This window comes from Streptomyces sp. NPDC048258 (assembly GCF_043201995.1).
Taxonomy (GTDB): Bacteria; Actinomycetota; Actinomycetes; order Streptomycetales; family Streptomycetaceae; genus Streptomyces.
This window is the reverse complement of the sequence record NZ_JBICZH010000016.1, coordinates 81,638-107,315: the sequence shown is the minus strand read 5'-3', so window position 1 is coordinate 107,315 and position 25,678 is coordinate 81,638. Positions and strand designations below refer to the sequence as shown.

29 protein-coding genes are annotated in these 25,678 nt (G+C 72.0%); 7 read left to right on the top strand and 22 right to left on the bottom strand.

Features of this window, described 5'->3' with window-relative positions; genetic code table 11:
* Positions 1 to 51: 51 nt before the first annotated feature.
* The 6 genes from ACGFYQ_RS30355 to ACGFYQ_RS30330 form a co-directional block, all read right to left on the bottom strand.
* Positions 52 to 609, bottom strand: coding sequence for a hypothetical protein (locus ACGFYQ_RS30355; protein ID WP_393749366.1), 558 nt, complete (start codon positions 607 to 609; stop codon positions 52 to 54).
* Complete coding sequence (locus tag ACGFYQ_RS30350) at positions 606 to 1,361, bottom strand: class I SAM-dependent methyltransferase (protein WP_393749365.1); 756 nt, start codon at positions 1,359 to 1,361, stop codon at positions 606 to 608. The genes ACGFYQ_RS30355 and ACGFYQ_RS30350 overlap by 4 nt, the downstream gene beginning before the upstream one ends.
* The gene (locus tag ACGFYQ_RS30345; RefSeq protein ID WP_393749364.1) at positions 1,361 to 1,549 is read right to left on the bottom strand and encodes a hypothetical protein; all 189 of its coding nucleotides are present in this window, start codon (positions 1,547 to 1,549) and stop codon (positions 1,361 to 1,363) included. The genes ACGFYQ_RS30350 and ACGFYQ_RS30345 overlap by 1 nt, the downstream gene beginning before the upstream one ends.
* Positions 1,550 to 1,591: 42 nt before the next feature.
* Entirely contained in the window at positions 1,592 to 1,999 is a 408-nt protein-coding gene (locus tag ACGFYQ_RS30340) for a hypothetical protein (RefSeq protein WP_393749363.1), read from the bottom strand.
* Positions 2,000 to 2,258: 259 nt separating this feature from the next.
* Positions 2,259 to 3,641 carry a hypothetical protein gene (locus ACGFYQ_RS30335; protein ID WP_393749362.1) on the bottom strand — a complete coding sequence of 461 codons (1,383 nt, stop codon included), beginning with the start codon at positions 3,639 to 3,641 and terminating at the stop codon, positions 2,259 to 2,261.
* Positions 3,642 to 4,602: 961 nt separating this feature from the next.
* Entirely contained in the window at positions 4,603 to 5,346 is a 744-nt protein-coding gene (locus tag ACGFYQ_RS30330; protein WP_393749361.1) for a hypothetical protein, read from the bottom strand.
* A gap of 493 nt (positions 5,347 to 5,839) precedes the next feature.
* Between ACGFYQ_RS30330 and ACGFYQ_RS30325 the strand changes: the two genes are divergently transcribed.
* Together ACGFYQ_RS30325 and ACGFYQ_RS30320 are read left to right on the top strand one after the other, a co-directional pair.
* Positions 5,840 to 6,340, top strand: coding sequence for a hypothetical protein (locus ACGFYQ_RS30325; RefSeq protein WP_393749360.1), 501 nt, complete (start codon positions 5,840 to 5,842; stop codon positions 6,338 to 6,340).
* 283 nt (positions 6,341 to 6,623) lie between these two features.
* Positions 6,624 to 7,157 carry a DoxX family protein gene (locus ACGFYQ_RS30320; protein ID WP_393749359.1) on the top strand — a complete coding sequence of 178 codons (534 nt, stop codon included), beginning with the start codon at positions 6,624 to 6,626 and terminating at the stop codon, positions 7,155 to 7,157.
* 132 nt (positions 7,158 to 7,289) lie between these two features.
* On the opposite strand, the gene ACGFYQ_RS30315 is transcribed toward ACGFYQ_RS30320, so the two are convergent.
* Positions 7,290 to 7,760, bottom strand: coding sequence for a flavodoxin family protein (locus ACGFYQ_RS30315; RefSeq protein WP_393749358.1), 471 nt, complete (start codon positions 7,758 to 7,760; stop codon positions 7,290 to 7,292).
* 195 nt (positions 7,761 to 7,955) lie between these two features.
* Between ACGFYQ_RS30315 and ACGFYQ_RS30310 the strand changes: the two genes are divergently transcribed.
* Complete coding sequence (locus ACGFYQ_RS30310) at positions 7,956 to 8,315, top strand: hypothetical protein (protein WP_393749357.1); 360 nt, start codon at positions 7,956 to 7,958, stop codon at positions 8,313 to 8,315.
* Positions 8,316 to 8,387: 72 nt separating this feature from the next.
* Here the strand turns inward: ACGFYQ_RS30310 and rox are convergent, their stop codons facing one another.
* The 6 genes from rox to ACGFYQ_RS30280 form a co-directional block, all read right to left on the bottom strand.
* A complete protein-coding gene (rox, locus tag ACGFYQ_RS30305; protein ID WP_393749356.1) occupies positions 8,388 to 9,815 on the bottom strand; it encodes a rifampin monooxygenase in 1,428 nt (475 codons plus the stop codon).
* 499 nt (positions 9,816 to 10,314) lie between these two features.
* The gene (locus ACGFYQ_RS30300; RefSeq protein ID WP_393749355.1) at positions 10,315 to 10,545 is read right to left on the bottom strand and encodes a response regulator transcription factor; all 231 of its coding nucleotides are present in this window, start codon (positions 10,543 to 10,545) and stop codon (positions 10,315 to 10,317) included.
* Between the two features lie 247 nt (positions 10,546 to 10,792).
* Positions 10,793 to 11,179 (bottom strand): VOC family protein, encoded by a 387-nt coding sequence (locus tag ACGFYQ_RS30295; protein ID WP_393749354.1) that lies wholly within the window; start codon positions 11,177 to 11,179, stop codon positions 10,793 to 10,795.
* Between the two features lie 100 nt (positions 11,180 to 11,279).
* Positions 11,280 to 11,546, bottom strand: a complete 267-nt coding sequence (locus ACGFYQ_RS30290) for a DUF4235 domain-containing protein (protein WP_393749353.1) — start codon at positions 11,544 to 11,546, stop codon at positions 11,280 to 11,282.
* Entirely contained in the window at positions 11,543 to 11,854 is a 312-nt protein-coding gene (locus ACGFYQ_RS30285) for a DUF3618 domain-containing protein (RefSeq protein ID WP_393749352.1), read from the bottom strand. The genes ACGFYQ_RS30290 and ACGFYQ_RS30285 overlap by 4 nt, the downstream gene beginning before the upstream one ends.
* On the bottom strand, positions 11,851 to 12,270 hold the full coding sequence (locus ACGFYQ_RS30280) for a phage holin family protein (RefSeq protein WP_393749426.1): 420 nt from the start codon (positions 12,268 to 12,270) through the stop codon (positions 11,851 to 11,853). Before ACGFYQ_RS30280 ends, ACGFYQ_RS30285 begins: the two co-directional genes overlap by 4 nt.
* 393 nt (positions 12,271 to 12,663) lie before the next feature.
* On the opposite strand from ACGFYQ_RS30280, the gene ACGFYQ_RS30275 reads away from it, so the two are divergent.
* Positions 12,664 to 12,993 carry a plasmid stabilization protein gene (locus ACGFYQ_RS30275; RefSeq protein WP_393749351.1) on the top strand — a complete coding sequence of 110 codons (330 nt, stop codon included), beginning with the start codon at positions 12,664 to 12,666 and terminating at the stop codon, positions 12,991 to 12,993.
* Positions 12,994 to 13,286: 293 nt separating this feature from the next.
* Here the strand turns inward: ACGFYQ_RS30275 and ACGFYQ_RS30270 are convergent, their stop codons facing one another.
* The 5 genes from ACGFYQ_RS30270 to ACGFYQ_RS30250 all read right to left on the bottom strand — a co-directional run bounded on the left by ACGFYQ_RS30270 (position 13,287) and on the right by ACGFYQ_RS30250 (position 16,012).
* Positions 13,287 to 14,030, bottom strand: coding sequence for a VOC family protein (locus ACGFYQ_RS30270; RefSeq protein ID WP_393749350.1), 744 nt, complete (start codon positions 14,028 to 14,030; stop codon positions 13,287 to 13,289).
* Positions 14,031 to 14,180: 150 nt separating this feature from the next.
* Positions 14,181 to 14,465 (bottom strand): isoamylase early set domain-containing protein, encoded by a 285-nt coding sequence (locus ACGFYQ_RS30265; RefSeq protein ID WP_393749349.1) that lies wholly within the window; start codon positions 14,463 to 14,465, stop codon positions 14,181 to 14,183.
* A 293-nt stretch (positions 14,466 to 14,758) separates the two neighbouring features.
* Positions 14,759 to 14,989 (bottom strand): hypothetical protein, encoded by a 231-nt coding sequence (locus ACGFYQ_RS30260; protein ID WP_393749348.1) that lies wholly within the window; start codon positions 14,987 to 14,989, stop codon positions 14,759 to 14,761.
* 199 nt (positions 14,990 to 15,188) lie between these two features.
* Entirely contained in the window at positions 15,189 to 15,464 is a 276-nt protein-coding gene (locus ACGFYQ_RS30255; RefSeq protein ID WP_393749347.1) for an isoamylase early set domain-containing protein, read from the bottom strand.
* A gap of 230 nt (positions 15,465 to 15,694) precedes the next feature.
* Complete coding sequence (locus ACGFYQ_RS30250) at positions 15,695 to 16,012, bottom strand: hypothetical protein (protein WP_393749346.1); 318 nt, start codon at positions 16,010 to 16,012, stop codon at positions 15,695 to 15,697.
* A 388-nt stretch (positions 16,013 to 16,400) separates the two neighbouring features.
* On the opposite strand from ACGFYQ_RS30250, the gene ACGFYQ_RS30245 reads away from it, so the two are divergent.
* Entirely contained in the window at positions 16,401 to 18,818 is a 2,418-nt protein-coding gene (locus ACGFYQ_RS30245) for a SpoIIE family protein phosphatase (protein ID WP_393749345.1), read from the top strand.
* A gap of 104 nt (positions 18,819 to 18,922) precedes the next feature.
* Here the strand turns inward: ACGFYQ_RS30245 and ACGFYQ_RS30240 are convergent, their stop codons facing one another.
* The gene (locus ACGFYQ_RS30240; RefSeq protein ID WP_393749344.1) at positions 18,923 to 19,807 is read right to left on the bottom strand and encodes an MBL fold metallo-hydrolase; all 885 of its coding nucleotides are present in this window, start codon (positions 19,805 to 19,807) and stop codon (positions 18,923 to 18,925) included.
* A 131-nt stretch (positions 19,808 to 19,938) separates the two neighbouring features.
* Here ACGFYQ_RS30240 and ACGFYQ_RS30235 point away from each other — a divergent pair, with 131 nt between their 5' ends.
* Together ACGFYQ_RS30235 and ACGFYQ_RS30230 are read left to right on the top strand one after the other, a co-directional pair.
* Positions 19,939 to 20,367 (top strand): MarR family winged helix-turn-helix transcriptional regulator, encoded by a 429-nt coding sequence (locus tag ACGFYQ_RS30235; protein ID WP_393749343.1) that lies wholly within the window; start codon positions 19,939 to 19,941, stop codon positions 20,365 to 20,367.
* 191 nt (positions 20,368 to 20,558) lie between these two features.
* Complete coding sequence (locus ACGFYQ_RS30230) at positions 20,559 to 21,149, top strand: hypothetical protein (RefSeq protein ID WP_393749342.1); 591 nt, start codon at positions 20,559 to 20,561, stop codon at positions 21,147 to 21,149.
* Between the two features lie 99 nt (positions 21,150 to 21,248).
* Here the strand turns inward: ACGFYQ_RS30230 and ACGFYQ_RS30225 are convergent, their stop codons facing one another.
* Genes ACGFYQ_RS30225 through ACGFYQ_RS30215 form a run of 3 tightly spaced genes read right to left on the bottom strand, consistent with a single transcriptional unit; the run spans position 21,249 to position 25,275 of the window.
* The gene (locus ACGFYQ_RS30225; protein WP_393749341.1) at positions 21,249 to 22,448 is read right to left on the bottom strand and encodes an NAD(P)/FAD-dependent oxidoreductase; all 1,200 of its coding nucleotides are present in this window, start codon (positions 22,446 to 22,448) and stop codon (positions 21,249 to 21,251) included.
* Positions 22,445 to 23,842, bottom strand: coding sequence for an FAD-dependent oxidoreductase (locus tag ACGFYQ_RS30220; RefSeq protein ID WP_393749340.1), 1,398 nt, complete (start codon positions 23,840 to 23,842; stop codon positions 22,445 to 22,447). The genes ACGFYQ_RS30225 and ACGFYQ_RS30220 overlap by 4 nt, the downstream gene beginning before the upstream one ends.
* A complete protein-coding gene (locus ACGFYQ_RS30215) occupies positions 23,839 to 25,275 on the bottom strand; it encodes an FGGY family carbohydrate kinase (RefSeq protein WP_393749339.1) in 1,437 nt (478 codons plus the stop codon). The genes ACGFYQ_RS30220 and ACGFYQ_RS30215 overlap by 4 nt, the downstream gene beginning before the upstream one ends.
* Positions 25,276 to 25,678: the final 403 nt, after the last annotated feature.

Genomic DNA, 25,678 nt, shown 5'->3' with positions numbered 1-25,678 from the left:
CAGCCGCAGGCGTCGAGAGGGCCGCGACACGAACGGCCGCTGACGTTCCGCTCACGACCGGGCGGTCGGGCCGTCCGTGAGCGCCGCGGAGTACCAGCGGCGGTGCACGAGCGGCTCGACGCACAACACCGCGACGCCCGCGACCGTACCCACGAGGAGCGCGGGCACACCACCCCCACGGGCGAAGGCGCCGACGCAGGCGGCGGCCACGACGAGCGGCCGCAGCAGGGTCAGGGGGCCGAGCCCTGCCACCATGGCCAGGGTGGCCGCACGGAACGGCAGCACGAAGTACGCGGCGAGCGAGAGCAGTACCGCCAGGGCGTAGCAGGCGAGGGGGCCCAGGTAGCCGATGCCGCCCTCGGTGAGGGCCGCGTACGTGCGGGCGCGGTCGGCTGCGGCCAGCAGGACGCCGCCGGCCGTGAGCACGGGGGCGAGCAGCAGGGCGCCGCCCACGGCCAGGCCGCGCAGGGCCGCCCGGACGACGGCACGGTGCTTGCGGATCCGGGCGTCCCGTCCGGCGTAGGCGCGGAAGCCGCTGAAGGCCGAGTCCACCAGGCCCAGCGCGGTGAGCGTCAAGGACAGGGCGGGAGCCGCGTCCGGCGGGGTCATCGCGGCGTCCCGCCGAGCTGCTCGGGGCCCACGAGCCGGCGGGAGGCGCGGCCCAGCGCCCGGCGCAGCGGCGCCTCCAGCTGAGGACGGACGCCGATGACCGGTCGCAGGGTGGTGCAGAACGGGTTCGCCAGCCCCCGGGGCTCGTACAGCAGGGGCCGGATGCCCGGAGCGGCCGCCGCGTGCAGCAGCGTTTCGTCGGTGTGGGCGCGGCGGGCCGAGGCGACTCCGTCGTGGCGGCCGAGCGGATGGCGCATCCGCGCCCGGTGGAAGACCCAGGCCCCGACGGGCGCGAGCCGGGTGGCAGCGATGTCGAAGTGGCAGAAGGCGAGCGCGGGCGAGGCGGCCTGCGCCCGGAAGAACTCCGCGAGGTCGGGCCCCCGGAAATGGTGCAGCACTCCGGTGGACACGTACACGGTGGCGGCTTCCGGCAGGTCGAAAGCGTTCCCGTGGACGAAGCGGCAGTCCAGGCCCTCTGCGCGGGCCAGCCGGTCGGCCTCGCCGACGAGCGCGGCGTCCAGGTCCACCCCGACGAGCTCGACGTCCGGGCCGAGTGCGCCGTGGGCGGCGAGCCAGCGGACGACGTATCCGAGCCCCGACCCGATATCCACGAGCCGAAGCGGCCCCGCACCACCCGCGGGTCCCGCCGTCGTGCGGATGGCGTCGAACAGCGGGCCGAGCACGTGGACGAGTCGCTCGCCCATGCGCAGCTCCTCGCTGAGCCGCTGCAGCTCGGTGTGTACGCCGATCATCAGGCGATCCACGGCCAGCGGGTCGAGCACGTCCTGCCGGCGACGGGCAGCGCCGCGACGATGCGGGCAGCGCGCCGGTCACCGGCCTCGTGGAGCCGGCGGATCACGTCGGCCCGGCGCACGGGCAGGCGCGCGCCGCCGTGCGGGTCCGTGACGGTGATCAGGTCGGATATCTCGAGGTGGGGCACGGTGGAGAACCCTAGCCGCTCCCCGGACGGCCCCTGGCCCGGTCAGACCGGCCGGTGGCCCGCAGCCGCGCCGCCGGGGGCGCGAGCGGTGTCGGGGGTACGGCGCGGCACGCGGTGGCCGTGCCGGACCAGGCCGATCCCGTCGGCCGTCGCGCGCAGCGCGCGTACGGATTGGACGGTCGGCACGGCGCCGACCAGCGTCGGCATGGCGGTGTCGGTCTCGTGCCGGTCGCCGGCCCGGGCCTGAGCCCGTGCCGGTCTCGCGGCGGACAGCACACGGGCCGAGGCGGTCACCGGCGCGGTCACCGGCACCCTCGCCCGGGCGCAGTTCCTCTCCTCGGCCGCCACGACTACCGAGGCCGGCTGCGTGCCATCGGCCGGACGGTCCCGCCGCGCCCGGATACGGAGCGACAGGTCGGCGAGCACCTGGCCGCGGCCGAACCCGCGCACTCGTGGACGGGATGCGGTTCGCCTGGGCCTAAGGGCTGTCCCGTAATCCCCGGCGGGCGCACGACGCCAGCTACGGCACCTCGCTGCGTTGTCGGAACGCCCGAATACACCCAGTATGGGGGCGCCCCTCCGCCTTGCGATGCACCGCATCTGACGCCGTGCGCTGATCCACCGGGGATTACAGGACAGCCCTTAGGCCCGGGCCTTGGCCTGGTCGCGGCCGCACCGCCCGACGGGCCGGACTGACCCTGGGGGACCGTCAGCCGGTGCAGCCCGGGACCGCGCCGACCGGGCTGCAGTTGTTCGGTCGGTTGTCGCGGATGACGTCGCCGTTCAGGGTGAGGACGCCGGAGGCCTTGAAGATGCCGCCGCCGTCGCCCGCCCGGTTGCGGCTGATGGTGTTGCCCTCCAGCGTGGTGGTGCCCAGCCCCGTGGTTCCCCCGCCGTGGTAGAGGCCGCCGCCCTGCGCGGTGCCGTCCTTCGCGATGACCGTGTTCCGGAGGACCTGGTTGCGCCTGGCTGTCAGGGTGCCGCCGTCGGGGTTGTCGAGGCCGCCGCCCTGAGCCGTACCGTTCGGTGCGTCGACGACGTTGCCGGTGATGTGGCTGTCGGTCAGGTCGAGCGTGCCGAAGGGGCCCACGCGGACACCGCCACCGCGCGCCGTGCCGTCCTTGGCGACAGCCCGGTTGCCGCTGATCTTCACCTTGCTCACGGTCATCAGGGCGTTGTTCGCGATGGCGCCGCCCTGGGCGAAACCGTGAGGAGCGTCCGATGTGTTGTCCGTGATGGCGCCGCCGGTCACGGTCATCCTGCCGGGCTCCGGAATGCCGTTGGAGACGGCGCCACGCGCGAATCCCCCGGGGGCGAAGGAACGGTTCTTGCTGACGACCGTGTCCTCGACGGTCGTCGGGGCAAAGCTGATGATGCCGGCCCCGAAGGCAAAGCTCTGGGTGTTCTCGGTGACCGTCGCGGTGTTCCAGGTCAGCCTGGAACGGGTGACCGTCAGCGGACCGTCGTTCACGATGGCAGCGCCGGCGGCGCCACCACCGATGGCGCTCCCGTTGTAGATGACGTGGTTCCCGGCCATCTCGGTCTCGCTCACGCTTCCGGTGCCGGGACTGTCGATACCGCCGCCCTGGGCGAACACGCCGGACTCGGACGTGTTGCCGATGAACTTGCTGCGGGTCACCCTCATCGTTCCGGTGTTGGAGATGCCGCCGCCGCAGACGATGCCCGGGAGGTCGTCCTCGAAGAAGGGGCAGTCGACGGCGAAGCCGCCTTTGATCGTGGTGTGGCGGAGCGTCAGATTGCCCGTCCCGGTGACAAAGAGGATGCGGAACTTCGGAGCCGTCTTGTCGCGCGCGATCGTCGAGCCACGGCCGTCGATGGTGATCTCGCTGCGGATCTCCGGCAGCCCGTTGCCGGGACTGACCGGGTCGGGTGCTGCCAGCCGGTACGTGCACTTGCGCGCCAGCTGGAGCGTGTCCGGTCCCGGTGAGCTGTTCGCGGCGTTGATCGCCGCGACGAGATCCGGGACCGAACAGGGAACCGTCACCGTGGCGGCGTGCGCGGCCGGGGCCGGCACCGCCACCAGTGCGCCCGTCACGAGGCCGAGGACGGCCGGAATATGACGACGAGACATGAGGACTCCTCCTTCTGTGGTGTACGGCCGGCCGTCAGGGGACCGCAACCAGCCGAGCCCAGCCGATCACGCGCAACCGCCGTCGGCTTCCCGGCGTGATCCGTACGGGGCGGGCGCGCGGCGCGTACGGGCGAGCGATGACCCGGACGGCGCACATACGGGCGAGGGGGCCGGCTCGTCGACGGCCCGGCCGGGCGGCCGTACCGCCCTCCAGGCGCCCCCTTCTCCGTGACGCGGCCCGCCGTACGGCCGCCTCCGTCGCTACGCCCCGTCGACCTCGCTCCACGCCTCCGGTGAGAGCGGATGAGCGCGAGCGCGATCGGTGCGGCGCGGGCGAACAATGCGCCGCGAACAATGCGCCCAGACCCGACGCCGGACGACTGTGGCATCAGGTGGTCCCCATCAGGTGGAATGGTCCCAGTCCGCAGCACCGTTCGACCGAAGTACGCAGTCCTGGGGGAACCCGTGTACCAGCCACTCCGTCCAGCGCACTCCTTACGCGCCGAGACCGCGTTCCGCGCCCATCTCCTCGCCGTCGGCGCGCAGTTCCTCGAACCGGCCTGGCTCGGAAACGGCACCCCGCACCGGGTCCGCTGCGCAGCCGGCCACCTGTGCAGTCCGCGCCCCTCGAACGTCCAGCAGGGACAAGGAGTGTGCCGCACGTGCGCGCGTAAGGACCCGGCCGCTGCCTCAGCCGCCTTCCGGGAACGCCTCACCGCCGAGGGTGCCGTCCTCCTCGAACCTGTCTGGCTCGGCGTTCACACCCCGCACCGCATCCGGTGTGCGCACGGTCATGAGAGCCACCGCCGGCCGTCCGCGGTCCGGCGGAGCGGGCGCGTGTGCCGACGCTGCCGGCGTTTGCCCACTCGCGCCCGAGTCGAACAACACGTCGCGGCCGGCTGAGCGGGCCACCCCGTTCGGGCGCCCGTCTGGCAGCGCCGGCGACCAGCCGGGTGACAGATCAGATGTCCGCCGGCACCTTCTCCTCCGTCGTTTCGGGAGTCGGGACGGCCTCGACCGCCGGCTCGGCCGTCGCGGGCTGGGGGGCGGTGTACATCACCGAGCCCTGCTTGTGCTGTTTCTCGACGGACCCCTTCTTGGCCAGGGCTTCGAGGGTGTTGCGCACCACCTGAGTGGAGGCCGGCCGCGCGGGGTGGGCCTGGGCCAGTTCTGTGGCGACTTCGCTGACCATGCGGGGCTCACGGGCGCTGACCAGGAGGGCCAGGACGAGTTCACGCAGCGGCGGTTCCGAGGCCTTGCTCGCCTTGTGCTCGGTGGTCTTGCGGGTCGCTGCCGTGGCGGGCTTGCGCGCGGTGCTTTTGGCCTTCACATGAGCCGAGGCGTCGTCGGAAGGCTTCTCCGCCTGCGTCGCCTTCCTGCCACGCGCCGCCCCGTCGGTCGCCTTCCTCGCCCGGCGCGGCTTGGGAACGGTCCCGGCCACGGCGGCCTCCGCGGACGCGGGTGGCACGGCGGCGGTGTCCTCGGCGGGGGACTGGGCCGCGGTGGCGTCCGCGACCACCGGAGGCAGCGCGCCCTGGACCCCGCAAAGCCAGCTCTCGTCCTCCTTCAGCTGCTTCAGGCGTACCTCGAGTTCCGCGATCTGCGAGGAGACGTCTTCCTGCTCCTTGCGGTTGGTCTCGAGATCGGCGGCGAACCGCTGCGCGTACAGGTTTTGGATGGGCGTGGTGTCGGGCTCGTCGGCCATCGCGGCTCACTCTCCTCGTACCTCACGGTGTTGCTGTTGGATGCTACTCACCAGCAGACGGCTGTGGTTCCGCTTCCGGCAGGTTCCCCGCCATTGGGTTCTCCCGCTGCCCGAGATCCCATGCCCGGGAAACCGGCCCTGACGGCGAGGGCCAGTTGCTCGATAGCTTTGGCCGCGCGTCGGTGCCATCGCTCGCCTTGTCCTTCTTCTGCGTCATGAAGTGCCCGTACCGCGGCCAGGAGGGCCCGGCACCTGCAACCACCTGTAGGTACGAATGCGGCGAGGGCGCCCGCGGCTGGTTGGTACCGCGTGGACCGGGCGGGGTGTTCCGTCATCCGGAATCGGCTGTTGCCGGGGCTCCTCCCTACGGGCAGCAACACCATCCCCGTCACGACCGCTCGGCGTGTCTGCGGCGTTCCGTTCCGGTCGGGCGGTACGGGTGGCAGGCCGGGTCGGCGGGGCTCGTGCCGGAGAGACGAGTGTGGGAGTCGTTGTGACGATGGTCGGGCTGTTCTGGGTCACTCCGGACGCGGTGTACGTGGGGTCGCCGCCGACCGCCATCGGGGGCTGCGTCCGGTTGACCGCCGACGGGCTGGAAGCCGTGGACCCCGACGGTTCCCGGACGTGGACGTGGGAGGGGCTGCGTTCCGCGGTCGTCGAGGACGTGCCCGCCGAGAGTCCGTCGGGCCGTGCGCCGAAGTTCCTCGGGTCGATGATCTCGGCCGCGTTCGGCGCCTTCCTCGGTGAGGGACCACCCGAGATGACGCTCCGGCTGGAGACGGAGTACGGGCCGGAGGCGGTGACGGTGTACTCGGCGGCGGCCGGAGGATACGGCGCCGAGGAGGCAGCGCTCTCTCAGGAGCTGCTCGCCCGCTTCGTGGCGGGAACCGCGGACCCGCGGGTCCTCGCGGCGTGGGGTCGTGAGCACGCCCTGGAGGGCACACCGAAGCCGCGCGTGCGGGAGGCCGTGCTGCGAACGTGGGCGGAGGCGTGAGCCGGCCCGGCAGCGGGACGAACGCGAGCGCCGGCCGCCGGTGGTGCGGACGCCCCGCCTGCTTCGAACGCGCATCCCGGCCAGGCGACTCGCACATCCGTATACCGGGCATTTCGCATTGCTCTTCGTCACCCTGGGCGTGGCTGATGCCACCGGAAGCTCGCTGCCCACCGCACCTCAGTGGATGGCTTCCAGACGGGTCTGGCCGAGCGTTCCGTTCGGTTCGGCTGACCATCCCCCCCTCTTGCCCGGTCTTTCACTCGCCCCGACAGAAAGCGCCACGATGTCCACGACGCAATTCTCCGCTCTTCCCCGCACCGCGACCGTCAGTACCACCCCCTATGACGTCGGCCTGCCCGTGCTGCGCCTGGTGCTCGGCTTGATCATGGCCGTCCATGGAACCCAGAAGCTGTTCCAGTGGTTCGACGGCCCGGGCATCAAGGGCACGGGCATGTTCTTCGGCAAGGCCGGCTACCCGGCGGGCGAGGCGATGGCGACGATCGCGGGCCTGTCCGAAACACTGGGCGGTCTGGGCCTGATCCTCGGCCTGTTCACCCCGCTGGCCGCCGCCGCCGTCGTCGGCGTCATGATCAACGCCATCTCCGTCAAGTGGGCCGGCGCCGTGCTCGGCCGGGAGGGCGTCGAGTTCGAGTCCCTGATCATTGCCGCGGCCGTCACCATCGCCCTCACCGGCCCGGGCCGCTTCGCCCTGGACCGCTTCGTGCCGGTGCTCCGCAACCACCGGCTGGCATACGGCTTTCTCGCCCTCACCTCGGCGGTCGTGCTGGCGGGCCTGGTGCTGCTGTTGCGGGACTGATCCGGAAGCCCGGTGCAAGGTGCTCATCAAGGCCTGGGCGTCCTGACCGACGCTGCCGGCCCGGGCGCGCAGGATCCGAGCACCTCCGTTGTCCGTCCCGCGCGCCGGGGCCCGGGCCTGGGCCGTCGGCGGTCACGGCACCGGCCCCGTCACGTCCTGCATACGCTCGGCGAACGCCCGTGCGGCGGCCAGGTCCCCGATGTTCGGCCGCTGCTTGTTGATGCCGCCGACGAGCTTGAAGGGCGCCCAGGTGTCGAACGCCCGGCACGAGAAACTGCCGTCCACCTCGAAGCCCTTGCTTTCGAGGAGCTGGACCAGGGGGCGGGTGAAAGGCGCCGGCGGAATCTCGGGGAGCCCGCTGGTGGCGAATACGAACGCCCGGCCCCGCCCGGCGGGAAGTGCCTTGACGAAGTCGGTCAGGCGGGGGTGGAGCCTGCTGTAGAAGACGCCCGAGCCGAATCCCGCGAGGTCGGCGCCGGCCAGCTCCGCCAGATCGGCCTCTTCGGGGGCGACGACCTTCGCGCCCAGTACCTGGGCCATGGTGTCGGCGACGCGACGTGTATTGCCGTGCGACACGGAGGCGCACACGATGACGGCCTTCATCCTGACGATCCCTTCTCTCGCTTCCGTAGTGAGGACAACGCAGCCGCACCGGATGTGACACCACCCGGATGTGACGGAGGCCACACCCGCACCGGAACAGCGACAGCCCCCGGCGCCCACACGCTGCGGCCGACTGTGGCCGGGGCTTCGGCAATGCGTTGGACGTGGCATGACCCTGCTCAAGAGAATCGGCCCATGAGTCTTCTCGTGCACACGTTTGTCTACGACGCCGACGGCGGTCACGACTTCCTGGAGGACCCCGAGTACGGCGATGCCTTGGCCGGTTTCGAGAGCACCCGGACCCGACTGTGGGGCTCCGAGGCGATCCGGGCCTTGGGTTCCCGGTTCTTCCCGCGACTCGACGGCGACAACCTCTACGTGGAGCGGGAGGAGATCGACGACTTCCTCGCCGAGTGTGAGGCAATCCGTCCGCACCTCGGCCACCTTGCCGGGCGCGGCGGTTACGACGCCGACTACGTCACCGAGCGCTTCGACAACATCGTTGCCGCCGCGCTGAGAGCCAGGGCCGAGGGCGGTGGGATCGTCGTCTGGTAACAGCGATCAATCTTCGATGGCACGTGGTCGACGAACACCGCCCACAGGACAGTGACTCAGTGACTCGGCGGTTCAGCTGACGGCAGTGCCGAACCACTGGGGCAGTCGGCCGAGCAGATCCTGCTGGTCGTCACCGACCCACGCCACGTGGCCGTCCGGCCGCAGCAGCACCGCGGGCACGTCCAGTTCCTCGCTGACGTCGACGACGTGGTCGACCCGGTCCGCCCAGCCCTCCACCGAGAGCCGGCCGGTCTGGTCGAGCAGCAGGCCGCGGCCGCCGTGCATCAGCTCGTAGAGGCGACCCTGCTTCAGCTGCACGTCCCGCATCCGCCGGCCGAGCAGTTCGTGGCCCTCGCCGAAGTCGTAGCGGACCCCGACCGCGGTGATCATCTCGGTCACGTACCGGTTCACCTCCTCGAAGTCCATCAGCTTCGAGAGCAGTTCCCGCAGCGCGGTGGCACCCGGATCGGTCCCCAGCAGAGTGATCTGCGCCCGGGTGTTGTCCAGCACGCGGGTGCCCACCGGGTGCCGTTCGGCGTGGTAGCTGTCCAGCAGCCCTTCCGGAGCCCAGCCGTTGACCTCGGCGGCCAGTTTCCAGCCGAGGTTGAAGGCGTCCTGCACGCCGAGGTTGAGGCCCTGCCCGCCGGTCGGCGGGTGGATGTGCGCCGCGTCGCCGGCCAGCAGCACCCGGCCGACCCGGTAGCGGTCGGCCTGTCGGGTCGCATCGCCGAACCGGGACAGCCAGCGCGGCGAGTGCACGCCGAAGTCGGTACCCGCGAAGGCCCGCAGCTGCTGCTTGAACTCCTCGAGGGTCGGCGCGGTCGCACGGTCCTCGGCCACCCCGTCGGCGGGCACGACGACGCGGTACGTCCCGTCCCCGTTGGGGATGGTGCCGAAGCGCAATTGGGTCTTGCGGACTTCCGCGACGACGGCGGCAACCGTCGCCGGATCCGCCGTCATCTCCATGTCGCCCAGCAACGTCTCGACCTTGGCGGGCTCACCGGGGAATCCGACGCCGAGCCGCTTGCGCACCACGCTGCGGGCGCCGTCGCACCCGACGAGGTAGCGCGAGCGCAGGTGCGTGCCGTCCGCCAGCTCGAAACTCACGCCGTCCTCGTCCTGGGTCAGCCCGACCACTTCGCAGCCGCGCCGGATCTCGGCACCGAGTTCGAGGGCACGCTCGTTGAGCAGCCGCTCGGTGACCGGCTGCAGAGTGGAAAGGCCGTACGGGTGAGCCGTGTCCAGCCGGTCCGGCCACGGCTTGTGGATACCGCCGAAGAAACCGCCGACCTGGAACTTCTCACTGACCGCGAGGAACCGGTCCAGCAGGCCGCGTTGGTCCATCATCTCGACGCTGCGCGTGTGCAGGCCGCGTCCGCGGGACTGCTGGGTCGGCTCGGTCAACTTCTCCAGCACGACCACGTGCACGCCGTGCAGCCGCAATTCGCCGGCCAGCATCAAGCCGGTCGGTCCGCCGCCGACCACGATCACGTCAATCATCAGCACACCCATTCAACGAGATTGGATTTCGGCCAGCGGCCAGCGGCCCGCGCAGTTCGCGGATCAGTTATTTCCGCAGGTCCTGGCCTTGGCCGGCCATTCTGTGGCACGCCCCGGGCCTTGCCGCAAGCCCCCCAGTGCGCTATACGTTGAGAGTGGCAAGGAGTGGGAACTCCTTGCCTTTTGTCGTCCGTGGGGACGGACGCGCTCCTCCCGAAGCGGTGACGACGAACCACCGATTCGTTTCGGCGTCCTCGGTGCGTGATCGCCGCCATGCCGGGCCAACCTGTCGCTCAGCGGGGCGTCGAGCCCCATGCTCTCCTCCGGGAGAATCCGGACGCACTCCGACTGCTGAGTCGACGGGATGCAGCCATGTCTGACGATCTCTTGCTGGTTCGCATCCGGGAGCTGCGGGTGGCGCGGCGGGTGCGCCTTTGCCGGGGAGGGATCGCTCGTGGACGGTTGTGGTAACGGGGTGTATCGGCTGGGTGGCGGGGTGTCACAGTCCCAGGGAGATGGCGATTCGGGTCATCTCGGCGGTGGTGTGGACGTTGAGCTTGGCGCGGATGCGGCGGAGGTAGACGTCGACGGTGTGCTTGGAGAGTCCCATGTGGTGGGCGGTCTGCAGGTAGGTGCGGCCTGCGGCGATGTGGCGCAGTGCTTCCTGCTCGCGCGGGGCCAGTGTGGCTGCGGGGGCCTGGGTGTGCGGCTTGGTGAGGGTGAGGCTCATGGGATTTCCTCCGCCTGATCGGCTAGGTCATCACTGCTCACGTCCGCGGAAGCAGCGGGCTAAATGCCCGTTTTGTCTCTTGTTAAGAGACTGGCCGAGCACCTTCGCGAGAGTGTCCGCCGACTGTCACAGGCGTGTGACAAGGCACGCCTGCACGCGCGAGACGGCGCGGTCGCCGAGCGGCTCGGGTACGCCGTGGGGCAGGGCACCAACCGGCACGTCGCGCAGGCCGCGCGGCCGTGCCGGTTCAGGGGCGAAAGCGCAGCGGGTGGTCCGCCGGTACCTCCACGACGGCGATGCGCACCCCGTCGGGGTCGGCGATCCACATCTCGATCAGGCCCCAGGGCTCGCGCTGCGGAGGCCGCAGCACCTCGGCGCCCCGGCCGCGCAGCTCCTCGTACGCCGCCCGCACGTCCGCGACCTGGAGCCACAGCCGCAGGCCAGGACCGGGCGGCTCGTCGGCGCGCCCCGACACCTCCAGGAACCCGCCGCCGAGGAAGTAGACCGTGCCGCGCTCGGGACCGGTACCGAACTCGCGGTGGACCGCGAGGCCGAGCGTGTCGCCGTAGAAGGCGCGGGAGCGCTCGGGGTCCGTAGGACGCAGCAGGATCCTGCTGCCCAGTACATGCACCATGCCCCCACCCTCGCTCAGACGGCGACCTGCCGGGTGCTCACACGGCCGATTCGTCACGCGGGAACCGCTGCGTGGTCTGACCAGGCCCCGGAGGGCCGGGTCAGGCGGGCCAGGTGCCGGTGAGTCGCTTGGTGGCCACTGCGCCGCTGCGGTCGATCAGGGCCTTGACAGCGGCGAAGACGGCACCCTGCAAGGCCGCGGCGATGAGAATCTCCCGCCACGACCGGTCCTCGTCGGTGGCGTCCGGCGCGTCGTCCTCGTGACCGAGCCGCTTCCAGATCTGCTTGAACGCGGCGCCGGCCAGCATGCCCCCAATGGCGCCGAGGGCCAGTCCCACGGGCTTGTAAGCAATCTTTGCGGCTTTCATCGGTGCCTCCGTGCGGCGACCTGCCGCGCCACCAGCCATACCAGGCATGCCGCGCCCGCGGTCAGCAGCCACCGGTCGCGGCGTACCGTCCGGGACGCCGTCCGGCCCACGTGGTGGGTGGCGGCCACGGCCTTCTCGCGCGCTTGGTGGGTGGCCGCCGCGGCCTTCTCGCGCGCCTGGCCCTTGATGTCCGCCTTGGCGGCCAGTGCCTGCACGGTCCTGCCCAACTCGGCCCGGTCGTCCTCCACTTGCTCACGCAGGCGCTCGTTGGCCGGCTGGGATCCGGATTCCCGGGACGTCCTGCTCATCGGTGCACCCTTTCCTTGATCTCGGCGATATCAGCCCGCACGCTCTCGATGGCCTGCGCGGGTACTGGCGGACCGGCCTGGCGCACCTTCCTCCTGCCGACGCTGCCCAGCGCGGCAGCGAGCAACAGCAGCGCTCCAGCCGCGATCAGCGCGGCGCCCCAGACCGGCACGACCAGAGCCAGGGCCGCGATCGCCGCGGCCACCAGCGATTGCGCCGCCAGCAGGGCCACGACTCCCGCGCCACCCAGCAGGCCCCCGCCGAGGCCGAAGCGTCTGCCCTTCTGTGTCATCTCCGCCTGCGCGAGGCGCAACTCGTCACGGACCAGCTGCGAAAGCTGCTGGGACGCCTTCGAGACGAGCTCGGCCACTGATTCCTCTCCGCCTCCGGAGCGGCCGGAGTGGGTAAGGGGGTCCATCACCTTCACTTGCCTTCACCTGCTTCGCCTGTCCTTGTCGGTGCCGCAGATAGGCAGCGCGCGCCGACACCGAGGGCCTTCGTCCTCTCGGCCGCTGGGGCAGTGGCCATCAACTGTGCCTGTGCCTCCCTTGTGGCTCCCGCGTTCGCTTCGTCCCCCGGCGCCTGCCCGGTCGCGTGCGCGGCTAACGCATGGACCCCACCCAGTACGAGCCCCTGTCCCGGCCGGGGCCACATGTACTCGTGTGTCCATGGTGAGGAGGACGAAGAACTGCTGTTCGGCGCGGACTGCTCGCCGGCGGGCGGGCCCCTCGTTCGGCGCGGGCGAGATGCGGGGTGGTCGTGGTCGCCTCACCATGACCGTGACATCACAGCATCGATGAAGGGACGCGACATGCCGCGAGGTTCCAGCCCGAAGCGTGAGCGCCAATACGAGCACATCAAGGAGTCCGGCGAGAAGCGCGGCATGTCGGAGGGCCGTGCGAAGGAGATGGCATCCCGCACGGTGAACAAGGAACTTGCCCGTTCGGGGGAGAGCAAGACGGCCAGTCGCAGCTCCACTCAGGGAAAGTCCGCCTCGCAGCGTGGTGGTGAGAAGTCCGGGGGAGGTGGCAGCTCGTCCGAGCGGACCAAGGACGACCTGTACCGGGAGGCGAAGAAGCGGGGCATCGAGGGCCGCTCGACCATGACCAAGCAGCAGCTCAAGAACGCCCTCGGTCACTGATCGCACGCAGCCCGTGTTGTCCCGCCCGCCGAGGGACGGCCGGGCGGGACGTACGGGGTGTGGGGCCAAACCTGCCTTGGCCTGCAATGCCGATCCGGCCCCCGAGCCGCAGGGTTACCGGGATCGATCCGCAGGACCCGCAGGACCCGCCCGGCAGGCGAAGCGGCGGCTGACGCGCGGCCCAGGTGTCGTCGGCGCTCGGTCGGTCCCATGTCGTGGGCAGGGCGTCGGCAGGCGGATGAATCCGGACCGTCGAGCCCGTCGACTCTGTCTTTGTCGGTCTCGCAGGCTGGTCAGAAGAGGCCGGGCCCGGCCGGGCCGACGATGCCGAACAGTGCGCCTTCGGGGTCCCGCAGGGTGATCTCGTGGGGGAGGGGACCGAAGTCCGTCACGGAGAGAGTGCTGCCGCCCAGTCCGATAGCCGCCTTCACAGCGGTTTCGAGGTCGGGGACTCGGAAGTGGACGTGCCAGCGTGGCCGGAGGTGCGGGTCCGGGGACTCGGTGAGAGTCCCGCCGTGCAGGCGGGCCACCGTCCGGCCCGCGTGGCGGAGCAGGATGCGATTGTTGTCCTCCACGTAGGCGACTTCGCAGCACCCGGCGTCACAAGCCCACTCCAGGACTTCGCCGTAGAAGATGGCAGCGTCGAAGGCGTCCCTGGTGCGCAGTTCGAGCCAGGCCGGAGCGGCGTCGCCGCCCATACCCCAGTCGGGGATGGCATCCCCCTGCCAGATCCCGAACAGCGCCCCGTCGCGATCGGCGGCGAGCGCCGCCCGTCCGGTGCCGAAGGACAACGGGCCGACGGCGACGGTTCCGCTGCGTTCGAGGATGCGTGCGGCCGTGACGTCGGCGTCGTCCACGGAGAAGTACGGGGTCCAGGCGACGGGGACCGTGACACTGGGGGGCAGAGCCCCGAGACCGGCCACCGGGACCCCGTCGCTGAAGCCGACGGAGAACCCCTCTCCGAGACGGACGGGCCCGAATTCCCAGCCGAGAACCGCACCGTAGAACTCCTGCGCCGAGTCGAGGTCGCGGGCCATCAGACTGACCCAGCAGGGTGCGCCGAATGTTTCGTGGCTCGATGTCGACACGACTCTCAACCCCGTCCGCTGGTGCACCCCAGGGAGCCCCTACCACGGTACTCGTGGGGCGCTCCCGGAGACGGCTTGTAGGTCAGTGGACGCAGTCCGTCACGTACGCAGGAGACTGTTGGAGCCGTCGAGTGCGTCGGCGCCCTCGTCGTTGAACCAGTAGTCGCCCGCCGCCAGGTAGCGGAAGGCGTGCGTGCTTTCCCCGGGCAGGGCGACAGTGACCGCTCGCGTGCCGTCCTTGCGTGGCCGCAGCTCGTGCGTGCCCGGCTGCCAGTCGTTGAAGTCGCCCACGACGCTGACAGGTCCGGGCGGGGTGTCCGCGGGCAGGACGAAGGTGATCTCCGTGTGGTCCTTGCTGCCTTTGCGGCGCTTGCGTTCGAGCACGGGAAGCTCCTGCCGAGTCGGGAAACGTCGGCCACATCCTCGTCCCGAGGCCGGGCCGGTTCCAGGACGACACGTCGGACGGGCACCCGGCTGGCGGAGCGTGGACGGGGCCCGAGGCACGTGGAACGACGGAGATTCGGCCGGACGGAAGCGGTTCAGGCCCACCGGCCGCGCCCCGGGTCCGGTGCGATCGCCCAGGCACACGGCGTGTTCATTCGGCGAGTGGGCCACCGCGGCGAACGGCCTCTGCCCGCCCGGTGGCCCTTCCGCGAGGCCTACTGGCACGCCGACGTTCAGCCGCCCTCGGGACCCTTCCATTCGACCCGGTGCTTGCGTGGGTCATCCGGATCCTGCGGCTGGACATGCGGCCGGTCGAGACGGCTTGCCTCGTCCGTGTCCGCGGCCCGGGTACCTTCGGGCTTCGGGTGGGACTCGGTCCGCTCCGCGTGCGGCTTACGGCGCCGGGTCTCTTCGTTGCCCTCGTCGTTCAACGGCACGCCTCCCGCGCCACCTTGGTCGTCCATGACAACCTCCTCCGCGCTCTGAGCCGGACTGCCTCCCTCGCCCAGCCCGTGCCCCGAGGACCCGCACGCAAACCGCCCCGGACGTGGGCGCCTGCGGTGCCCGCCGCGGCCTCGTCTGCCCCGGCTGGTGGGGAGCCTCAGGAGCTGCCGGGGCGGGGAGTCAGCTGTGGTCGTGGCCCGCAGTACGGCGTGTGGCGTCTCAGGTGTGCAGGAGGCTGTTGCGGCCGTCGTGGCCGTCGGCTTCCTCCTCGTCGAGCCAGTGGCCGCCGTCGGCGAGGTACCGGAAGCCGTGCCGCTCGTTCGCCGGGAAGGCGACGGTGACCGCTCGGGTCCCGTCCGGGCGCTCGGCCAGGGGATGGGCGCCGGGCTGCCAGTCGTTGAAGTCGCCGACCACGCTGACCTCACCCGCGGGATGGCCGGCGGGCAGGACGAACGTGATCTCGGTGCGCTTCTTGCGCCGGGTGCGCTCGAGCACGGGACATCAGCTCCTCACCTGCAGGGGGAATGGCCTCGCTATTCCTGCCCGCTTCAGCAGCTTGTGCAGCGCGGGAGTACGCCCCCGCCACACAGTTGTCACCCCAACGGCCCCACGGCTGCTACGCGCGGCGCGGTACGCGCCGCTTGGGCAGGCAACAAGATCGGATGATCCAAGGAAAGCCCCAGCTGTCGCGGAGACGGAGCAGTTTCGCGACCGGCTCACTGCCGTCACCCTGAGTTGTCACGAGCGAGGCGGAGGGCCAGGTCCTGGAGAATCACCTCGGTATCCGGCTCCAAGCCCGTCTCGTCGTACGCGTCGGCGACCGCTTCGAAGGCCGCGATGAAGCCGCTGACCAGGGCGCTCAGCGGCGCGGCCAGCTGGTCCAGCATGGCACCGCCGACCTCTTCCGGAGGGGCCCCGGCCGGCACAAAGAACTGCTCGGGGATCACCTCCCCGAGCAGGTCGGAGACGAGGCCCTCGTCGACACCTCCGCGCAGAGCGGTCAGCGCCGCAATCGCCTTGAGCTTGATCTCGTTCTCGGTCACAGATCGAGCCTACGAGCGGGAGCGGCCTCAGTACGTGTGGTCCCGCGCCGCTGGGCTTCGGGCAACGTCATCCTCGTCGGCAGGTCCGGGGGAGTGAGCGGGGTGGCATGGACCCGCCGCATCCTGGGAGCCGTCACCCGCGTGCCCGGAAGGCTCGGCCAAGTGCCCTTCCCGCGGCGCCGCCGTCCGGATGCGGCAGCCGGGGGAGCAGGGGCATCCTGGCTGTGTGACCGGGAGAGAGGCGTGACCCGAGGGACCGAGCGGTCCGGGGGCGTGGCCGCCCGTGCGTGCTCGGCCTCACGGAAGGTCACGGATGACGCCGCCGGCCCGCCCGACGGCGTCCACGCGCCGCGTATGGCGGGTGGCCTGCGCAGTGGGGGGAGGCGTCATGGACGGGGTCCCGGACCTCGGTGAACCGCATGGCCCTCTTGATGTGTCCAGGGCAGCCATGGCGGTCCTCGACGGCGAGGACCGGGTGGTGGGATGGAGCCCGGCAGCCGCGAACCTGCTGGGGTACGCGGCGTCCGAAGTGCTCGGCCGGGCATTCGCCGACCTCGTGACCGGCCCCGGAGGGAACGAACTCCTGTCGGACCTGCGGCGCCCGCTGCGACTGCGCCACCGGAACGGGCAGCGCGTGCGGACCGTGATCGCCGTGCTCCCCCTGTCGCCCGGCGGCGAGGAACCCGGTGACGACGGCAGTGACCTGGGCGGCGGCGCCGGGACGCGGCCCGCGCGCCTCCTCGCCATGGCCGACGCCGACGAGACCGAGCAGTGGAGCGCCCTGCAGTCGATGCTGCGCGGGCTGGCCACCCAGTCGCCCGTCGGCCTGGCCATTTACGACACCCTGCTGCGCGTCGTATGGACGAACGCCGCGCTCTACAAGGAGATGGGTCCGGCGGATTACGCCGGCGTCGGCCCGGACGACATGGTCTCGCACGGCGTGATCCTCTCTCCCGGCCCCGACACGCTGGAAGAGGTCATGAGCGGGGTGCTCGCCACCGGCGATCCCGTCGTGGAACTGCACTACCGGGGCCGCCCGCCCTCCGTCCCCGATCGTGACCACGTCTGGTCATGCTCGTACTACCGGCTGGAGGACCCCGCCGGATCACCGCTGGGCGTGTGCGAGGAGACGGTGGACATCACCGAGCGCTACCTCGCCCAGCAGCGCCTGGACCTCCTGGTGCAAGCCGCCAGGAGCGTGGGCACGACGCTCGACATGAGCCGCACCGCCCGCGAGTTCGCAGCCGTTGCGACCGCGTGGTTCGCCGATGCGGTCACGGTGGACCTGCTGGAGACGGCGCTCAACGGTGACCGCTCGCACCCCGGCGCCGGGCCCGACACCCGGATGGCCCGGGTATGGCCACCACCGCCCGAGGAAAGCCCCGCCGCACCCTTCGCCGTCTCAGCCGAGGACGGCGCACCGGCCGTCATACGGCCCGTTCGCGAGCCGGGCCGGCTGGCCATCCCGCTCCGAGCCGAGGGGACCGACCTGGGCATCGTGTCCTTCACGTGGGAACACCGCACCGTCCCCTTCGACGACGGTGAACTGGCCGTGGCCGACGAACTCGTGGCGCGGCTCGCCGTGTGCGTCGACAACGCCCGTCGCTACGCGCGCGAGCACGCCGCGGCCCTCCTCCTGCAGCGCAGCCTGCTGCCCCGGCTGCTGCCGCAACTGTCCGCCGTGGAGCTCGCGTACCGCTACCTTCCTGCCGACAGCCGGGCCGGCGTGGGCGGCGACTGGTTCGACGTCATCGCCCTGTCCGGAACCCGGGTGGGACTGGTCGTGGGGGACGTGGTCGGGCACGGCCTGGGGGCCGCCGCCACCATGGGCCGCCTGCGCACCAGCGTGCGCGTGCTCGCCCGGATGGACCTCGCCCCTGAAGAACTCCTCGCCCGTCTCGACGACCTCGTCACGCAAGGCGCCGACGAAAGAGCCGCGGCACGCATCGCGGGCGAGGAACTGCCTGAGGACGAGGCCATGGGCGTCACCTGCCTCTACGCCGTCTATGACCCGGTGTCCGGAACGTGCACGATGGCGCGGGCCGGGCATCCGCCGCCCGCCGTCGTCGACCCGGACGACGGTACGGTGACCTTCCCCGAGCTGCCTTCGGGCCCGCCGCTGGGGGTGGGCGCCCTGCCTTTCGAATCCGCGGAAATGACCCTTCCCCCAGGCAGCTTGCTCGCCTTGTTCACCGACGGCCTCGTGCAAGGCCGTGACCGCGACTCCGAGGAGCAGCTGGACGTGCTGACCGGGATCCTCAGTCGCTCCACCCGGCCCCTGGACGACCTGTGCGACGAGGCGGTCGGAGCTCTGCTGCCGGGCCCGGCCGACGACGACGCGGCGCTGTTGCTGGTTCGCACCCGGGTCCTCGGCGAGCACAAGGTGGCCGTGTGGGACCTGACCGCCGACCCTCAGGACGTCGCCCGGGCGCGGGCTGCGGCGTCTGCCCAGGTCCGCGCCTGGGGGCTCGATGACGACCTGATCTTCACCACCGAACTCGTGGTGAGCGAACTGGTCACCAACGCGATCCGGTATGCCGGAGCCGGCCCCATCCAGCTGCGCCTGATCCGAGACCAGACGCTCATCTGCGAGGTGTCCGACAGCGGCTACACGTCGCCGCACTTGCGGCAGGCCGCCGGCGACGACGAGGGTGGCCGGGGCCTGTTCATCGTGGCGCAGACAACCCAGCACTGGGGTGCCCGCTACACGGCCACGGGCAAGATCATCTGGGCTGAGCAGGCAATACCTCCGGTGAAGCACCCGCACGGGCGACCCGGCGGGGTCGCCGAGGCGCAGTCGCCCTGACCGCCGGGGTGCTGTTCCCCGCCGGAACCGGGCCGCGGCGCCGCGCCGTCGGGGCATGGGTGGTGCCTGGGCCGACGGGGAACCACCCCATGACGCCCGGCGGGTCAGGCGTCCAGCGGCCGCCAAGCCGGGCCGTCTCCCTCCTGCCGGACGTGTCCGAACACCACGTCGGCGAAGTGCACGCCGAAGCCGATCGTGCCGGGCTCTGCCAGCTCGGCGACGAGGCGGCGGCGGTGCTCGGCGGTCCGCGCGAGGTCGTGGTCGAAGCCCGAGGACCAGTCGGGGTGGTCGATCTGGATCGGCGAGTGCACGGCGTCGCCGAAGGCGATCAGGCGCCTACCGCCCCCGGTGATGACGTACTCGGCGTGCCCGACGGTGTGGCCGGGGGTGATCCGCGCGCGTACGCCGGGGAAGATCTCCTGCCCGTCCGTGATCGTGCGGACGTGCGGTGCGAGGGCCGCGACCTGCTCGGTCATGCCCTGGGCCTCCAGGAGGTCGCGCCGGTCCCACTCCGGCTCGGAGACCAGGTACTCGGCATGGGCGAACACGGGCCGGTCACCGCCGGGGGCGGACTGACAGGCCCAGCCGAGGTGGTCGGCGTGGAGGTGGGTGAAGGCCACCGCTTCGATGTCCTCGGGGCTGCGACCGAGTTCGGCCAGGCTGCGGAGGAGCGCGCCTCCCTGGATCGTGGCGAGGGGGCCGTCCGGCGCCTCGTGCGTCTGCGGGCCGAAGCCCGCGTCGATCAGCAGCGCGCGGCCGCCGTGCTCCACCAGCAGACTGCCGACGCTCCCCACGAGGTGGCCCGTTTCGTCCAGGTACTGCGGGTGTGCGGCCCACACCTCGTCGGTGGTGTCCTGGAGCAGTTGCAGCGGCCGGAGCCGCACATCGCCGTCCGGTACGTACGACACCTTCGTGTCGCCCAGCCGTATGGAGCGGATTCCCGCCGGCCGGCGCAGGCGTTCGTACTGATCCACCGTCAAGTCAGCCATGGGTTCTCCCCTGTGAGTCGTCATCAGGTCGACGCGGGGTTTCCCGCGGCGACGACGCCAACCATAAGCATCAAGTTCGAATCATTCAAGCTAGAAATGTTTCGCCTTGACGGACTTGCTAGGGTGATGGCATGACGACGTCCCCCGAGCAGCAGGCCATCGCCGAGCGACAGCTGTGCGGCCTGGTGAACGGACTGGCCCAGCGGATCGCCGAGCATGTACGGGAGCGCGCCGCCACTCTGGGCCTCACCGCGTCCCAGGCGACCGCGCTGCGGGAGATGAGCGGGCCGATGACCATGCGGGAGCTCGCCGAGCGCATGAGCTGCGAGCCCTCCAACACCACCTTCGTCGTCGACAAGCTGGAGAAGCAGAGCCTGGTCGAGCGCCATCCGCACCCCACCGACCGCCGCGCCAAGCACCTCGTCCTCACTGCCGAGGGCACCGCACTGCGGACACGTCTCCTCGCACTCCTCGCCGTGGACTCCCCGCTGTCCGGCCTCACCCCGCAGCAGCAGCGCGTCCTTCACGGCCTGCTGGAACAGGCCATCACCTCTCCGTGAGTCGGCGTCGGCGCGGCAACCGGAGGTGATCATCACCGGCCGTGCGAGCGGGACCATCCCATCGCTCTGCCCCAGGCCCCTGACATTCGTCACTTCTCGTTCCGCCGGACCCGCGCGAGCCTGGGAGTAGCAACGGCGGAACGAGGGGGTAGGGGGTGTCGGTGACAGCGACGGAGCGGCCGATGGGGGGCGTGACGGCCAGGCCGGCCAAAGCCGGGATCGCGCGGGTGTGGGCCGGTTCGCTGGCGGCCGTACTGGTGCGGCGCCGGCCGGTGCCGGGGCTGCGGCACTCGGTTGAGCTGCGGCAGGTGGTGCTGGTCCTGGTGGCGATGGAAGTCGTGGTGGCCTTCCTGCTCTCCTCGATGCTGCCGCCCGCGGTCCGGCCGGTGCACGCGGCGCTGGAACTGCTCTTGGTGCTGGCCGGGCTGGGCCTGGTGGCCGCGGTCGTCCGGCATCCGCACGAGGTGGACGCGGAGCGGGTGGTCCTGCGGACCGGGTTCCTCGGGGATGTGACGCTGCCGCGCTCGGCGGTCCGTTCCGTGGCGCCGGTGGTCCGCACCGTCCCGGGCCGGGGCCCGCGGCCGGTGCCGGGGGAACCGGAGGCGGTGGCCTGTTCGGCGAACAGCTCACTGAACGTGGCCGTGCGTCTGGACCCGCGGGTCCGCCTCGACCTGGGCCCGGCCGGGACGGTGGACGCGGCGACGGTGTACACCTCGACGGACTCCCTGCCCGCCCTCTCGGCAGCCCTCCGTGCGACCCCGCACCCAGCGCTCGACCGATGACGGGACGGCCGACGTCCCGCGTGACGCGAACGTCTCCGTGGTCGGGCCGCCCACCCGGTGAGTGGGCGGTCGTCGCCGGGGGACACCCCGGCCGTGCCGTCAGCTGAGGCCCACCACCACCGGGCCGCCTGCCCGGTCGACCCGGGCCGTCCACCCCGGCGGCAGCCGCAGCGACCGCGACGGTGACACCGGGCCCGGGAACCACCGGCGCCACAGCAGCCGCCCGTCCTGGCCGACTGTCACCACCGGACCGTTCAGCGGCTCCCCGGACCGCAGCAGCAACGGCCGCACCGCGACGCCCGTGACCCGGTCCGGCGTCACCCACACCAGCGGAGCCCGCACGACCAGTGGCGGGCCGGGATCCGGCCACGGGGCGCCCGACAGGTGGGCCAGCACCGCGGCTGCGGCGGCGGCGCCCTCCGCGGCCGCGGTGGCGGCGCGTTCGACGCCGTGGAGGGCGTTGCCGACCGCGAAGACACCCGGCACCGACGTACGGAAGGACGCGTCCACGGAGGGTCCGCGGGTGGCCTCGGCCAGGGTGACGCCGCCGCGCCGGGCCAGTTCGTGGTCGGGGATCCAGTCACCGGTGAAGACCACCGTGTCGCAGGCGAGAACGCCCGACCGGCCGTCCTCGTGGCGCACGGCCACGCCCGACAGGCGGCCCCGGCCCCGCAGTTCGTCCACGGTCGTGGCCGTGAGCAGCGGGACCCCCGGCACGGCGGTGCCGCGCGAGCGCTCGGTGACCATCGCCACCACGTCCGCACCCGCCCGGCGCAGCGTACGTACCGCGTGACGGGCCACCGGCTCGGCGCCCACCACCACGGCCCGCCGTCCGACGGGCTGCCCGTACAGATGGACCGACTGCTGCAGCTCCCCGGTGGTCAGCACACCCGCCGGACGGGAGCCCGGCACCAGACGGGCGCTGCGGGGGCGCTCCCGGGCACCCGTGGCGAGGACGACGGCCCGGGCCGTGATCCGCTCCAGGCCCGCCGGGCTCGTGGTCTCCAGGGACAGGGGGCCGGCCCAGCCGGTGGCGGTGACTCCGGTACGGACCGCGGCCCCCGCCCCGACCGCCGCCTCTACCGACCGCCGTGCGTAAGCCGGGCCCCGGAGCCAGGGGAGCGGCGGCCACCCGAACCCGCCGTGGTGGCAGTGGCGTGGCACGCCTCCCGCGTCCTGCTCGCGTTCCAGGACCTCGACCCGCCCCGCGCCCCCGCCCGCGAGGCGGGCGGCGAGGGCCAGACCGGCGGGGCCGGCGCCGACGACCAGTACGTCGACCAGTACGTCCGTACGGTTCACCGGCGGGCCTCCTCGAACAGTGCGCGGACGGCGGCGCCGCAGTGGAAGCCCTGGCAGCGGCCACCCCGCGCGCGCGTGCGCCGCCGCAGGCCGTCCAGCGAGCCGGGCGGGACGGTCCCCGCGAGCGCGTCGCGGATCTCGCCGCGGGTCACCCGCTCGCAGTGGCAGACGATCCTGCCGTACTCCGGGTCCGCAGCGATCAGCTCCGCGTCGCGGTACGGCCGGGGGAACGCCTCGCCCAGGTTCGGCATCCGCACCGGCTCCAGCTCCCGTGCGCCCGTCACCGGCAGACCGCCGTCGGCGAGCAGCTCCACCACATGGGCGGCGATCGCCATCGAGGCGGTCAGGCCCGTCGAGCGGATCCCGCCCACGGTGACGTACCGCTGCGCGGGGTGGGCCCGGATCGCGTAATCCTCGGACCCGGTGGCGGCCCGCAGTCCGGCGTACACGGCGGTGACCTCCTCGTCCAGGAGCGCCGGCAGGATCCGCCGGCCCTTCTCCCGCAGCATTGCGAGCCCTTCGGCGGTCGATCCGGTGGCCATCTTGTCCTCCAGGTCCTCGGCGGTCGGTCCGAGCATCACGTTCCCGTACACCGTCGGCGACACCAGCACCCCCTTCCCGAGCGCGCCCGGTACCGGCAGCAGGATGTGCCGCACCAGCCCCCGGGCGAGTTCGTCGAAGACGATCAGCTGGCCCCGCCGGGGCGTCACGGTGAAGTCCGCATGGCCGAGGAGCCGGTCGATCTCGTCGGCGTACAGGCCCGCCGCGTTCACCAGGTGGCGGGTGCGCAGCGGTCCCCGACTGGTCGCCAGGACGTGCGGGTCGCCAGAAATAGCCGACTCCACACGGCAGTTGAGGTGGAGGTCGGTGCCGGCGCGGACGGCCTGCGTCGCATAGGCGAGCGTGGTCGTCCAGGGGCAGATCACGGACTCGCCCGGTACATCGAGTGCCCCCAGCACCCCGGGGCCGAGTTCCGGTTCGCGGGCCCGCACCTCCTCGGCCGGAACGATCCGGGCCGAGCGGTAGCCGTTGCGTACGGCCTTGTCGGCGAGGCCCGGCAGCGCGGCACGCTGTTCCTCGTCCCAGGCCACCAGGAGTGCCCCGAGCGGTTCCACCGGGATGCCGCTGTCGGCGGCGTACGCGGCGAGCCGGCGCTGTCCCTCCCGGACGAGCCTGGACTCCAGGGAGCCGGGCACGGCGTCGAAACCGGTGTGCAGGATGGCGGTGTTGGCCTTGGAGGTGCCGTCGCCGACATCGTCGGATGCGTCGACCAGGGCGATCCGCAGGGGGAGCCGGGCCAGTTCGCGGGCGATCGCCGAGCCCACCACCCCGGCGCCGACGACCGTCACGTCGTACGCTCCGCAGGGCAGGGCGCCGCCGGTGGTGACGGTCATGCCGGGCCGTCGAGCAGCGCCGACACCGCCGTCCGGAACCGCGCGCGGCGCTCCGCGGCCTGCCCGGCGCCGGCCCTCGGCTCGTAGACGGCGGACGGCTTCCACCGCGGGACGGCTTCCTGGAGGGTGAGCGCGGGATCGAGCCCGAGCCGGGCGACCGCGCCGACGCCGAGCGCGGTGGCGTCCGGCAGCGCCGACACCTCGACGGGGATCTGGAGCAGATCGGCCTGGGCCTGCATGAGCAGCGCGGACCGGGTCAGGCCGCCGTCGACGCGCAGGGCGGTGAGCGGGGTGCCCAGATCGGCGGCGACCGCGTCCGCGAGCTCCGCCACCTGGGCGGCGATGCCGTCGCACAGTGCGCGCACCAGGTGCCCGGCCGTGGTGGCGAGGCCGAGACCGGTGACCGAGCCCCGCAGATCGCCCCGCCACCACGGGGCGGCGAGCCCGGCGAGCGCGGGGACGAAGGTGACGCCGCCGGCATCCGGGACGCTCCCGCCCACGGAGTCGATGTCCTCGGCGCCGGAGATCACGCCGAGATCGGTCAGCCAGCGCACGGCGGAGGCGGCTGTGTAGACCTGCCCGTCCAGGCAGTAGCTGGTGCGTCCGGCGAGCCGCCAGGCCACACAGCCGACCAGCCCGGAGGCGCTGCGGCGGGGGAGCGGACCGGTCTGCGCGAGCAGGAACGCGCCCGTGCCGTAGGTGCACTTGGCGGTGCCGGGCTCGGTGACGCGCTGGGCGAGCAGCGCCGCCTGCTGGTCGACGAGCAGCCCGGTCAGCGGCAGTTCGGGTCCGAACGCGGAGGTGGTGCCGACGCGGGTGTCGGCGTCGACGATCTCCGGCAGCCGCTCGTCCGTGAGGCCGAAGGCGTCGAGTGCGGCCTGGGACCAGCCGACGGTGTCGAGATCCAGCAACTGGGTGCGGCCCGCCGTCGCCGCGTCGGTCACGAACGCACCGGTGAGGCGGTGCACCAGCCACACGTCGCTGGTCGTGACGACGCCGTGCCGCGTCAGGTGGCGTCGTATCCAGGCCATCTTGGGCGCGGCGAAATAGGGGTCGAGCGGCAGGCCGGTCGCCTCCCGCAACATCGGTTCGTGCGGGGCCAGTTCGGTGCAGAGCGGCTCGGCGCGCCGGTCCTGCCAGACGATCGCGTCGGTCAACGGCTCACCGCTCGTCGGGTCCCAGGCGAGAACGGTCTCGCCCTGGTTGGCCAGCCCCACGGCGACGACCGGCTCACCGGCCGCCGCGAGTGCGGCCCGCCCGGCGTCGACGACCGAACTCAGCAGCTCGCCGGGGTCGACCTCCACCCGGCCGCTCGACAGGTAGCGGGGCCGTACGCGCGCAGAACCGGAGCCGATGACCCCGCGTACCGGACAGACGACGAGGGCCTTGGTTCCCGATGTGCCTTGGTCGACAGCGAGCACCGGGCCCGTCATCACCACTCCGTCCCTGGTGTCGACATGCTTGATCGTCGGTCGGAAGCCTCCACCAGCGGACGACGCGCGTCAAGATCCTCTGCTGTCGCCCGCAAGGTACTGACGCAAAGTCACATCACACGCGTGGCTTGTTAGTTGCGTTCGAACAGGAATCTGGATGCGCATGCCCACACTCGCTCTATAGTGATCGCCGATCAAGGGGAAGAACGCCGGCCGCAGATCAACGGCGGGGATCCGTAGCTCAGTTCACGCGCGGCTCGCGCATCCCCGGCACGGCACGGCTGCGGTGCGGCAGCCGAAGCGGCAGTCGAACGCCGGATGGACCCACCCTCCACGCGATCCGAGGACTCATGACCACGACCATCGCACGACGCACCCGTCCCGGGTGCCCATCGACCGGGAC

Excerpts from the sequence above, each read along its gene's own strand:
- ACGFYQ_RS30355 (WP_393749366.1), bottom strand. The coding sequence starts at position 609 with ATGACCCCGCCGGACGCGGCTCCCGCCCTGTCCTTGACGCTCACCGCG.
- ACGFYQ_RS30350 (WP_393749365.1), bottom strand. The coding sequence starts at position 1,361 with ATGATCGGCGTACACACCGAGCTGCAGCGGCTCAGCGAGGAGCTGCGC.
- ACGFYQ_RS30335 (WP_393749362.1), bottom strand. The coding sequence starts at position 3,641 with ATGTCTCGTCGTCATATTCCGGCCGTCCTCGGCCTCGTGACGGGCGCA.
- ACGFYQ_RS30330 (WP_393749361.1), bottom strand. The coding sequence starts at position 5,346 with ATGGCCGACGAGCCCGACACCACGCCCATCCAAAACCTGTACGCGCAG.
- ACGFYQ_RS30320 (WP_393749359.1), top strand. The coding sequence starts at position 6,624 with ATGTCCACGACGCAATTCTCCGCTCTTCCCCGCACCGCGACCGTCAGT.
- ACGFYQ_RS30315 (WP_393749358.1), bottom strand. The coding sequence starts at position 7,760 with ATGAAGGCCGTCATCGTGTGCGCCTCCGTGTCGCACGGCAATACACGT.
- ACGFYQ_RS30310 (WP_393749357.1), top strand. The coding sequence starts at position 7,956 with ATGAGTCTTCTCGTGCACACGTTTGTCTACGACGCCGACGGCGGTCAC.
- rox (WP_393749356.1), bottom strand. The coding sequence starts at position 9,815 with ATGATTGACGTGATCGTGGTCGGCGGCGGACCGACCGGCTTGATGCTG.
- ACGFYQ_RS30300 (WP_393749355.1), bottom strand. The coding sequence starts at position 10,545 with ATGAGCCTCACCCTCACCAAGCCGCACACCCAGGCCCCCGCAGCCACA.
- ACGFYQ_RS30295 (WP_393749354.1), bottom strand. The coding sequence starts at position 11,179 with ATGGTGCATGTACTGGGCAGCAGGATCCTGCTGCGTCCTACGGACCCC.
- ACGFYQ_RS30290 (WP_393749353.1), bottom strand. The coding sequence starts at position 11,546 with ATGAAAGCCGCAAAGATTGCTTACAAGCCCGTGGGACTGGCCCTCGGC.
- ACGFYQ_RS30285 (WP_393749352.1), bottom strand. The coding sequence starts at position 11,854 with ATGAGCAGGACGTCCCGGGAATCCGGATCCCAGCCGGCCAACGAGCGC.
- ACGFYQ_RS30280 (WP_393749426.1), bottom strand. The coding sequence starts at position 12,270 with ATGGACCCCCTTACCCACTCCGGCCGCTCCGGAGGCGGAGAGGAATCA.
- ACGFYQ_RS30275 (WP_393749351.1), top strand. The coding sequence starts at position 12,664 with ATGCCGCGAGGTTCCAGCCCGAAGCGTGAGCGCCAATACGAGCACATC.
- ACGFYQ_RS30270 (WP_393749350.1), bottom strand. The coding sequence starts at position 14,030 with ATGGCCCGCGACCTCGACTCGGCGCAGGAGTTCTACGGTGCGGTTCTC.
- ACGFYQ_RS30260 (WP_393749348.1), bottom strand. The coding sequence starts at position 14,989 with ATGGACGACCAAGGTGGCGCGGGAGGCGTGCCGTTGAACGACGAGGGC.
- ACGFYQ_RS30245 (WP_393749345.1), top strand. The coding sequence starts at position 16,401 with ATGGACGGGGTCCCGGACCTCGGTGAACCGCATGGCCCTCTTGATGTG.
- ACGFYQ_RS30240 (WP_393749344.1), bottom strand. The coding sequence starts at position 19,807 with ATGGCTGACTTGACGGTGGATCAGTACGAACGCCTGCGCCGGCCGGCG.
- ACGFYQ_RS30235 (WP_393749343.1), top strand. The coding sequence starts at position 19,939 with ATGACGACGTCCCCCGAGCAGCAGGCCATCGCCGAGCGACAGCTGTGC.
- ACGFYQ_RS30220 (WP_393749340.1), bottom strand. The coding sequence starts at position 23,842 with ATGACCGTCACCACCGGCGGCGCCCTGCCCTGCGGAGCGTACGACGTG.
- ACGFYQ_RS30215 (WP_393749339.1), bottom strand. The coding sequence starts at position 25,275 with ATGACGGGCCCGGTGCTCGCTGTCGACCAAGGCACATCGGGAACCAAG.